12 protein-coding genes are annotated in these 12,623 nt (G+C 48.4%); 2 read left to right on the top strand and 10 right to left on the bottom strand.

Annotated elements, in window-relative coordinates:
- Positions 1-47: 47 nt before the first annotated feature.
- From ASG33_RS25835 to surE, 7 genes are all read right to left on the bottom strand, one after another.
- Positions 48-215, bottom strand: coding sequence for a hypothetical protein (locus tag ASG33_RS25835; RefSeq protein ID WP_157474861.1), 168 nt, complete (start codon positions 213-215; stop codon positions 48-50).
- Between the two features lie 86 nt (positions 216-301).
- Entirely contained in the window at positions 302-1,468 is a 1,167-nt protein-coding gene (locus tag ASG33_RS19645) for a class I SAM-dependent RNA methyltransferase (RefSeq protein ID WP_056289356.1), read from the bottom strand.
- 37 nt (positions 1,469-1,505) lie between these two features.
- Positions 1,506-2,417, bottom strand: coding sequence for an NAD(P)/FAD-dependent oxidoreductase (locus ASG33_RS19640; protein WP_056290516.1), 912 nt, complete (start codon positions 2,415-2,417; stop codon positions 1,506-1,508).
- Positions 2,418-2,467: 50 nt separating this feature from the next.
- Entirely contained in the window at positions 2,468-3,022 is a 555-nt protein-coding gene (locus tag ASG33_RS19635; protein WP_056289352.1) for a TetR/AcrR family transcriptional regulator, read from the bottom strand.
- Positions 3,023-3,112: 90 nt separating this feature from the next.
- Positions 3,113-5,434 (bottom strand): c-type cytochrome, encoded by a 2,322-nt coding sequence (locus ASG33_RS19630; RefSeq protein ID WP_056289349.1) that lies wholly within the window; start codon positions 5,432-5,434, stop codon positions 3,113-3,115.
- A gap of 49 nt (positions 5,435-5,483) precedes the next feature.
- A complete protein-coding gene (locus ASG33_RS19625; RefSeq protein ID WP_056289346.1) occupies positions 5,484-6,782 on the bottom strand; it encodes an MFS transporter in 1,299 nt (432 codons plus the stop codon).
- 168 nt (positions 6,783-6,950) lie between these two features.
- Positions 6,951-7,685 carry a 5'/3'-nucleotidase SurE gene (surE, locus tag ASG33_RS19620; protein WP_056289344.1) on the bottom strand — a complete coding sequence of 245 codons (735 nt, stop codon included), beginning with the start codon at positions 7,683-7,685 and terminating at the stop codon, positions 6,951-6,953.
- Positions 7,686-7,769: 84 nt separating this feature from the next.
- Here surE and ASG33_RS19615 point away from each other — a divergent pair, with 84 nt between their 5' ends.
- Positions 7,770-8,675, top strand: coding sequence for a diacylglycerol kinase family protein (locus tag ASG33_RS19615; protein WP_056289342.1), 906 nt, complete (start codon positions 7,770-7,772; stop codon positions 8,673-8,675).
- A 3-nt stretch (positions 8,676-8,678) separates the two neighbouring features.
- On the opposite strand, the gene ASG33_RS19610 is transcribed toward ASG33_RS19615, so the two are convergent.
- Both ASG33_RS19610 and ASG33_RS19605 read right to left on the bottom strand, forming a co-directional pair.
- Complete coding sequence (locus ASG33_RS19610) at positions 8,679-9,359, bottom strand: SGNH/GDSL hydrolase family protein (protein ID WP_082489328.1); 681 nt, start codon at positions 9,357-9,359, stop codon at positions 8,679-8,681.
- Between the two features lie 86 nt (positions 9,360-9,445).
- Entirely contained in the window at positions 9,446-10,273 is an 828-nt protein-coding gene (locus ASG33_RS19605; RefSeq protein ID WP_056289337.1) for a maleylpyruvate isomerase N-terminal domain-containing protein, read from the bottom strand.
- A gap of 186 nt (positions 10,274-10,459) precedes the next feature.
- On the opposite strand from ASG33_RS19605, the gene ASG33_RS19600 reads away from it, so the two are divergent.
- Positions 10,460-11,197: a peptidase gene (locus ASG33_RS19600; RefSeq protein WP_056290510.1), complete on the top strand. Its 738-nt coding sequence runs from the start codon at positions 10,460-10,462 to the stop codon at positions 11,195-11,197.
- 22 nt (positions 11,198-11,219) lie between these two features.
- On the opposite strand, the gene ASG33_RS19595 is transcribed toward ASG33_RS19600, so the two are convergent.
- On the bottom strand, positions 11,220-12,599 hold the full coding sequence (locus tag ASG33_RS19595; protein WP_056289334.1) for a M28 family peptidase: 1,380 nt from the start codon (positions 12,597-12,599) through the stop codon (positions 11,220-11,222).
- Positions 12,600-12,623 lie beyond the last annotated feature (24 nt).

Here is a 12,623-nt window from a genome sequence, read left to right as displayed (position 1 = left end):
AATTCTGAACCCGGCTTGACTCTAATCACAATAAATACAGAGAAAAGCTACTTTTGTTTGTTGAGGCTATGATGTTCTTTCCGATTATTGGTCAGGTCATTGCCTTTTACCATTTCCTCTTCTCTGCGCCTGCTGTCCAAATTGTCCTTGTTTTCAGGCCTTGCCCGGGAACTCTGATTTTGCTGCATCATTCCCGAATTTTGTGACTGTCTCATGACAAATTGTGTTTGATTATGCCTGATGTACTTTAAATATCGTGCCAGTAAAACATGGAATAACGATACGTTGTATCGGAATAAACCTAAAAAGTGCGCTTTGTGCCCTCATACAGCTCGTATTCCAGCAATCTGCAATCGATTTTACCGGAATAAAACTCAATGCGGCGGCGTGGTTTCAAGCCGATTTTCTTGGCCAGAGCCAGGTTACCTGTAAATACATAGCCTGAAAATCCTCTACACTTTTGTTTCATAAAGTCACCAATGCGGGCATAGGTTTCTTCAAGTTCACTGATTTCGCCCAGCCGCTCGCCGTATTCAGGATTTACAAAGAATACCCCTTTGTTTTCATCCGGTATCTCTGTTTGCGTAAAATCACAAACCTGAAGCTCGATCATATTGGCTACTCCGGCAGCAACCGCATTCTTTCTCGCATTTTCAATGGCTGCTTCGCTGTGGTCGGTTGCGATAATGCGTAGATCAGGCGCATCGATGATCTGTGCTTCCAGCTTGTCCTGTTCCGCATAGTAAACCTCCTCGTCATAGCCGAGCAAATGCATGAAGGAATAGTTATTACGGAAAAGGCCGGGCTTGCTGTTGGTAGCAATGAGGGCAGCTTCAATGGCGAGCGTGCCTGAGCCGCACATCGGGTTCAGGAACGCAGAGCGCCTGTCCCACGTGCTGGCAAGTATCGTTGCCGAGGCGAGCGATTCCAGCATGGGCGCTGCCCCCGGGATTTTACGGTAACCGTGCCTTGCAATCGTTTCGCCTGAGGTATCTATAAAGATCTCAGCCTGCTCTTCTTTCCAGAACAAATGCATCACAGCCTGCTTCATATCCGAGCCCGACGAAGGCCGCACGCCCTTTTTACCCCTGATCCTGTCTGCAATTGCATCCTTAACCCGCACATTGACATACATGGAATTGTTCACGCTTTCCGTATGCACATTGCTGGTTACCGAAAAGTAACCCTCAGCTGGCAGAATGTCTTCCCAGGCTATTTGCGATAAAAACCGGTATACATCGTCGGCATGTTTTGCACGAAAAGTACCCAGGCTGTACAAAACCTGGCTTGCACAATACAGGTTCAGGTTCAGACGGATACAATCGGTCATGGTACCTGACGTGCGAATGCCCGTGGGGAAAGTTTCAGCTACATCAAATCCAAGTGCTTTCACCTCCGGTTCAAGGAATGGCGACAGGCGACGATAGCAGGTGATGATGATGTTTGCTTGATTTTGAAAAACTGACATTGTAAGCTGTTAATGCGGGTGAATGCGTGCAAACATACTAAGAATATTGCTCGCTAATCAACTCGTGACTCAAGCGCGCGCCCGCAAAGCTGCCCGCTGCAACTGCATTCGCGACAGAACGAGCCGGTGAGGTATTGTCGCCCGCTGCGTAAATACCTGGTACATTCGTCTTTTGAGCAGGATCAAGCGCAATGTGGCCCTGCGCGGTAAGCTGGACGCCCAGCGTTTCAGGCAGCTTGCAATGTTGTTCAAAAGGCGGTCGGTGGTACAATGCTTTGAGCGCAGCGGTACTTCCGTCCTGAAATGCGATGTGCGTGAGGTAGCCGTTTTCATGTACTATTCTTTCAACCGGCTGCTCGTTGAGCGACACGCCCATTTGTTCCAGCTGCGTTTTTGTATTTATGTCAAAATCAGCTGCACCGTTTGTGAAAATAGTCAGGTCGGATGTCCAGTTACGGATCAATCTGGCGAAATCCAATGTGGTTTCTCCATTCACCAGAATGCCCGTTTTCTGATCGCTGTATTCGTATCCGTGGCAAAAAGGGCAATGGATCACGCTGATCCCCCAGCACGCTGCCAGTCCGGGCGTGGCGGGCAGCAGGTCTTTGATACCAGTCGCGAAAAGGATCTTTTTTGTAGCGAAATGCTTCCCGGATCCCGTCTGGACTGTAAAGTTGTGATTCTCTCCGGATGCATTCACAGCCACATCTTCAATCCATTCAACTGTTGGGTAGGAGAGTACCTGTTCCCTGGCGACCGCACCTATGGCTGTCGGAGTAGCGCCATCCTGGGTAAGGAAGTTGTGCGAATGCGGCGTTTGTGCATTGCAGGGTTTTCCGCTATCGATAATCGCCACCTTCCATTTGGCGCGCCCCAGGGACATAGCGGCCGATAAGCCGGCGTAGCTTCCGCCAATTATTATTACATCAAAGTCAGTTTTCAAATGCATATTAATCATGGTTTTTGTCTCAGAATTGAGACATATATGGATAAAAAATTTTACAGACCAATTCCCCGGCTGAATGAAAACCAGCCAAGCTTTTTTACATCATTGAGTTGCATAGCCGCATTGTTGCGCGAGGTAACAGAAGCAGCCACAATTCCCTGAAACAGCTGGTGAACCCAGTCAATAGTGACCATCGGGCTGATCAATCCCTGCTTCTGGAGAAATTTCAGGTGTGTTTTCCAAATGGAGAAGGTATCGTCGTAATCTGAGCATTCCTGATCGTGTGACTGATGCTCATGATCATGCAATGTGTGCAGTTTGTGCAGAAAAGTATCTTTGGTACCGCATTCAACGCCCGCGTAAAACATGCGCTCCAATCTCTGGATCGGGTCTTCCGTGCTGTTGTAAGCGTTTTGCATTGCAATGTGGCAGGCTTTGCGGATCTCGTTCTTGCAGCTTTTCATCAGCTCGTTCCGGTCTTTGAAGTACCGGTGTAAAGTTCGCCGCGTGACCTGCGCCTGCTCCGCCACCTTTTCGAGTGGAGCCGAAAGATCCTCATTGAAAATCAGGATAGCGGCTTCAATAATGCTTTGCTCAGTATCTTTCATATTATCAGAACAAAAAAAAGAATGTCCCATTACTGAGACATTCTTTTCATTTCTTTCGTTCAGTTAAACCGGTTTTTCGTTCAGCAGTTTTTATATTCCGTTCAACTCTGCTTCTGTAAATGCCTTTTCGCGACCTGTGAGTTTCTGGCGGACTTTGCTTACCTCCTCCGTGCTGACCACATCCGCATTGTTGCGCCACGATTTGCGTATGTAGCTGAGCAACTGGGCAATGTCCTCATTTGGCATATCTCTATCATAGCCTATACCCGGCATATCTCCGCTCACTTCCGGCGTCTGGTACACGTGACCATTCACTTTAACGGGGCCAGTCAATCCGAAAAGGACGATCGAGATCAGTTTGTCTTTACTTCCGGTTACCCATTCTGATTGGTTCAATGGAGGTGCAAGCGACTTCACACCGCCACCATCAGGACCGTGGCAGGTCTGGCACACCGACGTAAACAATGCTTCGCCTTTTGGAAACTGGCGTTTCAGCATTTCAGGATTCCGGTTACCCTGAGCGCTGCGCACCGCTGTGATTACCTTTTGAAGCTGCTTATTTACTAACAGGTTCTGGTCGCTCAATGAAGCTGTCAGCTCGGTCTGGAAAGCTTCCTCTTTACCCTGCAAATTGCTGATCACCGCGTCGGCTACATACCGGTTGTTCGGGTATTTGGTAGCGAGTTTGGTCAGCAGGCTTTTGGATGCAACCGTGTCAAATCTGGCGATGCTTTTTGCCATAAATCCAACGTAGGGAGCAGCCAACGTATCATTCTGATCAACCATCTGATCAAACAAAGTGGCAAATTGCCTGTACGAAGTAGGTGTGATAATAGATGGTGTAACCGCAAATCCCTGCATTTTAAACTGCATGTCGGCGCTTCTTAGCCAGCTTACTACTTCCTCTGTTTTCAGGGAATTCAAGCCTTCCAAAGTCCACAATGCGTGGATCGCAAGAAGCGGGTTAGCTGTTTGTTTCACGGCTTCACGCAATGCCGGTACCGTTTGGTTGTATTTTCCGTCAATGAGCTTTTGCTGCGCGCGGTCGCGAACCCAGCCATTTGGGTGGCCGAGTAGCTTAACCAGCGCCGATGCATCGGAAGGAATTGTGACCGGTTTCGCATTGGTATTTTTTGGAACAATCTTGTAAATGCGCCCGCTCGAAAGTGGCTGCGTCAGCTCGCGTTTCCCGATCTGCTCTTTCAGGTAAGGTGTGAGATAAGTTTTGTGCTGGATAATCCCGCGGTACATATCGAGTACGTACATCGCGCCGTCGGGTGCATTGTATAAGCTCACGGGCCTGAAACGCTCGTCGGTACTGGCCAGGAACTCGCGCCCTTTGTAAGCCTGCTCACCTTTTACAACAAATCCCTTCTGCGCAAGTATGTTCCGCTTGATCAGGTTAGCCGATGGTTCGGGAACAAATGCATTGAAGTCGTAACCCTGACCGAACAAATCGCCGCGGTAAATAACAGGTCCGGCCGCTGCTGTAAAGTCATTGAGGCGCAGACTGTCATCAAGGATATTTTTCATATAACCCCTGTTTACGCCAGGGGTAGGATGTAGCGGATATACCTTATTGTTAGCAACGGATTTTTCATTGTAACCTGCAACTCCGCGCTGATTGGTATTCCAGGCTCCTACACCGGCCGGGAAATAGTCTCCAAGCAGGTTTTGTGAATTGTTGTTATAATAAAGCCTGCCATAATTATCCTGGCAAATACCCCATTGACCCCGAAAATGCGTGTGCTCAATGAGCCACTTCGCACCTACTTTCCGGTAACGCTTGTCTGATTTTGCATTGTAAATCCAGTTATCCATTGCACGCAGCAGTCCGTTTGGCTGGTGCTCTACATTGCCGCCTTCTGTGTACTTCGGATCAACGAGCGTGCGTTTCCCGGCTTTGTCATTTTTAATTTCGTAAAACCAAAGGTTTGTTGGCTCTGCAACGAGGATACCATTTTCAATCAGGCAAATAGCTCTTGGCAATACCAGTGAATCAATGATCACCTGCCGGTCGTCGTAAACACCGTCGCGGTTTTTGTCTTCAAGGATTACGATGTTTCCGTTAGGGATATCCTCGCCGGTGCCGATCGTGTCGGGCATATACCCGGTCATTTCAACGACCCACATCCGGCCTTTGTCGTCGAATTGCATGGCCACCGGCGAGCTTACCAGCGGTTCAGATGCGACGAGCTTCACTTCAAAGCCGTTTTCCACCTGCATTAATGCAATGGTATTTTCGGGCGAGATAAAGGGGGATCGACCAGGCTTGCTGGCAGTGGGTTCTTCCTTTTGCGCCGTAGCGACGGTCGCCGTGGTAGCAGTTGTCGCAGGTTGCTTGTTTGTTTTACAATAAACAAGTGAAAACGAGACTGCCAGAAAAAGGAATGGATAGCGGTACTTTTTCATCTGAAGAAATATTCCTCTAAGTTCGATGGTTATGAATTGCTGAACAATGTTAATCTTTTAACGCTTCTTCAACCGGTTTCATGTTTTTTGTTAAAAAATGTATGATTACCCACGCTATGATATAGGCGAGTCCGCATATGATAAACAGGATATTGTAACCCGCGCCGATGTTGCCGGCGGCTTTGTAATAGTCCAGCAGCGCACCCACTACCAGCGGGAAAAATGTGGATCCAAGGGATCCCGCCATTCCGCCGATACCTACCACCGAGCTCACTGCCCGTTTTGGAAAAATATCGGAAACGATCGTGAAAATATTCGCACTCCACGCCTGGTGAGCCGCAGTAGCAATACTGATGATCCCGACTACGATCCAGACATTGCTGGCAAATTGCGCAAGTATGATAGGCAACACTGCAAATGCTACCACAAGCAATGTGATTTTCCGGGCACGTAGCGGAGCCCAGCCTTTTTTGATCAGATAAGAAGACAGATAACCGCCGCCTATGCTACCAAATGTAGTCGCAGTGTAAACGATCGCGAGGTGCAGGCTCGGCTTTTTAAGGTCGAGCGCGAATGTGGTTGCAAAGTAGGAGGGAAGCCAGAAAAGGAAGAACCACCAGATCGGATCGGTCAGGAATTTACCTACAATGAAAACCCACGATTGGCGTAATTGCAGCAATTTGGTCCAGTGGATCGGCTTTTTTCCTTCGCCGTCACCAGCTTCGTTGTCGCTGTGAATGAATGCGTATTCTTCCGGCGTGATCTTCTTGTGCCTTGAAGGAATTTCGTAGAAAAGCCACCAGAATATAAGCCAGATGAAACCCAGCGCACCGGTGATCAAAAATGCCTCCTGCCAGCCGTAAGCTCCTAAAAGCCAGGGTACCAGAATGGGAGCAGCTACCGCGCCAATACTTGTTCCGGAGTTGAAAATGCCGGTCGCAAGCGCTCGTTCTCGTTTCGGGAACCACTCAGCTGTCGCTTTAACAGCAGCCGGAAAGTTACCCGACTCACCCAGTCCAAGCAATGCACGAACTGCGCCAAAACCGAAAGTACTTCTTACAAAAGCGTGTGCAATCGCCGCAATGCTCCATATCACGATCGAAACTGCGTAGCCAAGCTTGGAGCCGATCTTATCGATAATATTCCCGAAAACAATGTAGCCCAGTGCATAACAGCCCGCGAAGACCATTACGATATTGGCATAATCACTTTCAGTCCAGTTAAACTCAGTTTCAAGCGTTGGTTTTAATAGTCCGAGAATCTGTCTGTCTATATAATTGATTGTGGTTGCAAAGAAGAGGAGCGCACATATAACCCAGCGGTAATTGCCAATTTTAGGTTGTTCCATAATAGGTACAGATTCTTGGATTCAGGGATGGTTAAAAATACAACTGTTTCGGATAAGACTGTATTTTGGCCATTCTACCCCTTACGACTATGGTAAAGAGTTCAAAAAAAGAGTCCCGCCGAATGGGCGGGACCGGGTCATTATTCAATTAAATCCAGGTTAAATATATCAGGTAATCGGATAAGCAAGCTGTGCTTTGATGAGCTCTGCTTCGTTGGTAAGGTCAAGGCGGAGGGGAGTAATGGATACGAATCCATTTTCAACTGCCCACCTGTCTGTCCCTTCCTCAGCGGCTTCAAGCGGCACTACCGTAAACCAGTAATGCTTCCGCCCCATCGGATCGAGGGCCGGGACAATGTTGTTATCATATAGCCGCACCGACTGTCTCGTCCACCTTACCCCCTTTGGCTGAGGAGGGAAGTTTACATTCACGAGGTTTAAATGCGGATTCTTGAAAAGCAGGTCCAGCGCCTTCTCTACGAACGGATCAAGCGCGTCAAAATCGGGCTCTACTTCGGTAGGTGTGCTCAGCGCAATTCCCTTGATACCGAACAATACCGCCTGTTTGGCAGCAGCGAGTGTACCTGAATGCCACATTGCATTACCCAGGTTGGGGCCGAGGTTAATGCCTGAAAGAACTACATCGGGTTTGTCCCACAAATGCTGGCCCAAAGCCACGCAGTCGGCTGGGGTTCCATTCACGCGGTATGCGTCAATGCCACCGAAGTCTATCGGGGATTTCTTATAGGAAAGTGGCCGTGAAGCAGTTATCGCGTGGCCCATTGAAGATTGTTCCACATCGGGTGCCACGATTTTGACTTCCCCAAACCTCGCCGCGATTTTTGCCAGTGAAGCAATGCCGGGGCTGTATATTCCATCGTCGTTTGTTACCAGAATTTTCATATACAATCTCGTTTTTGGTTGTACATCAATAAAATTATGCCTGGTATGTTTTTTATGAAATAGCATTATCACTACATACTGCTTATGAAAAAAGCCCACCTTTTGCACAACCCGACCGCCGGGGATAGTGATTTTAGCAAAGAAGAGTTAACAAAACTGATCAAAAAGGAGGGGTTTGATTGTGCTTATTCTTCTGTCAAAGAGAATGGCTGGGAGGCGTTTGATGAGGATTCTGATTTTCTGATCATAGCTGGCGGTGACGGAACTGTCCGCAGGATTGCCAAAGTATTAATAAAGCGCACGCTGCTCGACAGGCATTATCCCATTGCGCTCCTTCCGCACGGAACCGCTAACAATGTGGCTTGTGCGCTGGGTATTGATGGCAAAGCAAAAGATATTATTAAGAAATGGCACCATTATCACCTCAAACCTTTCGATATCGGGAGGGTTGTAGGGCTTGATACCGACAAATTCTTTCTTGAAGCCTTTGGGATAGGGATCTTTCCGCGCCTGATGAAAATCATGGACAAGCTTGAAGACGAAATTGGCGAGACTGCCGAGGACAAGCTGAATGCGGCACGTCGGGTTTTGTTGGAAATTGTTCAGACCTACGAAGCCAAAAGTTGCCAGATTTTTGCGGATGGAAAAGAGTACTCCGGTGATTATATCATGGTAGAGGTAATGAATATCAGGTCTATCGGTCCGAACCTGGTTCTTGCGCCTGAGGCCGATCCAGGCGATGGAATGCTGGAAGTGGTGCTGATCTCCGCGTCAAACAGGCGCAAGTTCGAGAATTTCCTGCGGCACCAGATTGACGGTATTGAGCAGGATTTTACTTTCAAAACAATCCGGGCGAAGCAGGTCAGGATTGTGTGTGAATGCAAAGACCTGCACATTGACGATGAACGGATCAAGGTTGAAAATCCATCCGATATCGAAATCAGTATCAATCCTGCGAGACTTGAATTTATTATCACAGACGAAGAGTAGGCGTCAGAACCTGGATTTTACATTCTTTAATACTTCATCTACCCACATCTGATACATCTTGCCCGAAAAGTGCAGCTGATCACGGGCAATCATAGTCGGATCCTGCAATGCGCGTCGTGAAAGGGGAGTGATATCTATAAACAGCACCTGCTCTTTATCGCATTCCTCTTTTGCGACTGCGTTAAATTCATCGATCTCCCGGGCGATCTCGTCCCGCCTTCCCTCCCCATAACGCGTTACTCCCCAGTCCGGGGTCAAGAGCACAAATACGTTGCCTGTGTCGCCGTTGGCATAGTCGATACTGCGGAGCAGCAGGGTGCGGAACTGTTGACGATATTCTTCCAGACTTCTGCCCTGGTACTGATTATTGACGCCGATCAAAAGTGAAACAAGGTCGTACTTTTCAGTTGGATTGTAGTTCTGTAAACCCAGCAGCAGGTCTCCGGTTGTCCAACCCGTTTGCGCAACGATATAAGGTGCTTGTACGGGCTTCCCGGCCGTTCGCATTGCTTTCGCAAACAATACAGGCCACCGTTCACTTTCATCCACGCTTTCTCCGATTGTGTAAGAATCTCCTAATGCGAGGTAGCGCATGCCCGTTTTATCCGCAGCAGACAGGTTGTTTTTCTCACGACATCCTGCAAATAGCAGCAGCGCAGTTAAGATGATTGTCAAAAGTTTCATGATCAATATACTGGCTGAATGCCATTTTGGATCAATTAGTCAATGTTCTAACAGCGTTAAATTTCCTGACGTTAAGTTTTGCAACATTAGCCCATGATCGCAATCAGGTTCAATGCGACGGCTGCCAGCTGCTCGTTGCCTGTGAGCGTAACGGCACTTCTTGCTTCTGCCGGGGACAACGCTTTGGTAAAAAGCTTCCAGGCGATTTCAGCGGGGATAATGATACCGGCACTTTCGTTTTCTGTTTCCTTATTGGTTAGTTCCCAGCTGTTTGATTTCAGCAGGTACCATGAAAATGATTCTTCCAGTACAATCGTAATCTTAATACTGGTTCCAATTGCAGCTTCTGTGTTCCGGTAAGTGTGCGGTAAGCCGCGCAGCAGTGTTTTTATAAATGGAAGAAAAAGTGGTTTGGTAAGAATACCAGGCCGACCGGTAGCTTCCCTGATTTGTTGCTGGTGGTGCCACTTTTCGGTGTACTCACGCGCAATGTGAAACCAGTTTTTGGAGGTTTGCTCGCCAGCCCAGGCTACTGAGAATATAGCGTCCACATCGGGGTCCTGGGCTTGCATGATCGCTGAATATTGTTTTCCCGTACTTTCCAGGAGCTCAGTGATGACCTCGTAACTCAAACGCTGCGAAGCTTTTATCCAGTCTTCATTAAACTGGTTTAAGTAAGCAACAAGGTCTGCGTAGGAGCTAATTTTCCGGTCCGGCGGACTGAGGTACCCGTCGCGCATATGGGATATTACCCGAAGGTTGCCGTCAAGCAAATGTGCAGCTACGTCTTTCACGCACCAGTGTTTGGCGACGGTAGGCTTGTTCCATTCTTCTGCGGAAAGGGATTTCAGCAGCTCAATCAGCTTTTGGTCTAATATAGGAAACAGATGTGCGGTTTCGATTTTATGGGGCATAGTACAGTTTTTTCAATGGGCTTTGTTCCGGTTTATGGGTGGCCAATTTTCAAAAAAAACGTGAAAAAGCCTTTTTTCTCGTTTGGTCACCATGCAATTTGGTACTTTTGATGCCAGATTAAAGATTTACCGGGCCGCGTTTCAACATTGACAAACAGCTTTATGCCCGTTATTAAAAAGAAAAAAATGACTTACTGCTTAGGAATAAAAGTTAAAGAAGGACTGGTAGCATTGGCCGATACCCGCATTACAGCCGGAACCAATACAACAGTGAAAAAGAAAATGTATGTTACCCAGCACGATAACTATTCGATGTTCATCATGACCAGCGGACTAAGATCTGTGCGTGATAAAGCGGTGCATTATTTTGAAGAACTGATCAACGAAGGCGTTGTATACAACAAGCTTTACAAGGCCGTGAATGCATTCGGCGAGCAGATCAAGCGGGTAGCGGAGGAAGACAGAGCCAACCTGGAAAGGTCGGGATTCAAGTTCAACCTGAATACGATCGTGGGCGGACAGCTGCGCGACGATGCGGAACACAAGCTTTTTCTGCTTTACTCCGAAGGAAACTGGGTGGAGCTGGATGAAGGTTCGCCTTACGTGATCATCGGGAATTCCGGACAAGGGAAAGCGATCCTGAACAGGGTTCTTAATCAGGAATCTACCATGAAGCAGGCGCTCAAAGCTGGTTTCCTCTCCTTTGACTCAACGCGCGTGAGCAACAATGACGTCGATTTTCCGATTGATGTGGTGTTGTATAAGAAAGACAGCTTTCAGATTGTCGAGCACCGTTATGAGCAGAAGGATATGCTGGCGATTTCGGAAATATGGGCAGACAAGTTAAAAGAGGCGCTCGACGACATTCCCGAGGAATGGATGGACCAGAGCTTCGAAAAGATAATGCCTTCAAAGCCCGCCTGAAAAGCGGGCTTTGAAAAGCCTTTTATTCTACTCCGTATTTGTCGATCAGGTACATCATCGCTGCCATTGCGGCACCTCCGAGTTCCAGTTCGCGCTTGCTGACAGTTTCAAATTTGTCGCTCGATGCGTGATGATAATCAAAGTAGCGTTGCGAGTCGGGGATAAGGCCTAGTAGTAAGGTACCCTGCTGTGCCAGGGGACCAATATCGGCGCCGCCGCCACCCGGTCCGAGCTCATGAATACCGTATGCAGCAAAAAGCTTCTGCCAGCTTTGAATCCTGCTTTTCTGAGCAGCAGTACCTACAATGCCAAAACCTAACGGTGTAAACCCGCCGCGATCCGACTCGATGGCAGCTATGTGCACCTCTTTGGCAGACTTCGCTGAATCTGCATAGGTGATGCCGCCTTTCAATCCATTTTCTTCATTCATGAACATCACAGCGCGGAGCGTGTTGTTGGGCTGGTAACCCAAGGCTTTCAGCAGGCGTACCGCTTCAATGGACTGCACGCATCCGGAACCATCATCGTGGGCGCCCTGCGCGAAATCCCAGGAATCAAGGTGGCCGCCAACCACGATATATTTACCTGATTTACCTTTAAGTTCACCAATCACATTGTGCGAAGGCGCGTCGGGCAGTGTTTCGCAGCTCTGCTCGAAGTATATCTGCGTTTGCGGGTTAGCTTTCAATGTCTTGCTGAGAAGCTCGGCTGCATTGGTAGAAATGGCCGCGGCGGGTACAATGGGGGCACCGCTTGCGTAACGCATACTTCCTGTGTGCGGAAAATCGTCAAGCCGGGTGGTCATTGACCTTACAATTGCCCCAATCGCGCCAAGCTTGGCTGCTTCACTTGCCCCTGAACCGCGCTGTTCTACCGCACCGGCGTAGGCTTCAAACGTATTCAGCTTAGTGGGATCCATAGGCCGGTTGAAGAACACGATCTTGCCTTTAACCTTATCCGCACCTAACTCGCGCAGTTCCTGGAATGATTTTACCTCGATCACATTGCCCTTGATGCCGCCTTTCGGAGTAGCTACGGAACCACCCAGTGCGGCAACCGGAATGTCGGTCTTTTGTTTCCCATTAATGATCTGGGCCTTTTCCTTTGCGCCGCGTACCCAGTGAGGTACCATTACATTTTGCTGGAACACATTGTCCAATTGCTCCGCTTCCATCACAGACTTTGTATAAACAACCGCCTTCGCAGCACCTTCCGAGCCGCTGAGCCGCGGCCCGACATCCTGGGTCAGCTGCCTGAGCCACTCGTAGGATTTACCTTCGCTAAGCGCGGTATTGAAGATTTTGCGGATAAAGATTGAGTCGGTCTGATAGTCACTTTGCGCATATGCATGCTGGCTCAGACCGGTCAGCAATGTGAGACCGAGCATTAAAGGTTTTTTCATGAAATAACAGGAGTTATGTATTGA

Origin of the sequence: Dyadobacter sp. Leaf189 (assembly GCF_001424405.1) — a bacterium.
GTDB lineage: Bacteria > Bacteroidota > Bacteroidia > Cytophagales > Spirosomataceae > Dyadobacter.
The sequence above is the reverse complement of the archived record's forward strand: the minus strand, read 5'-3'. Positions and strand labels throughout refer to the sequence as shown.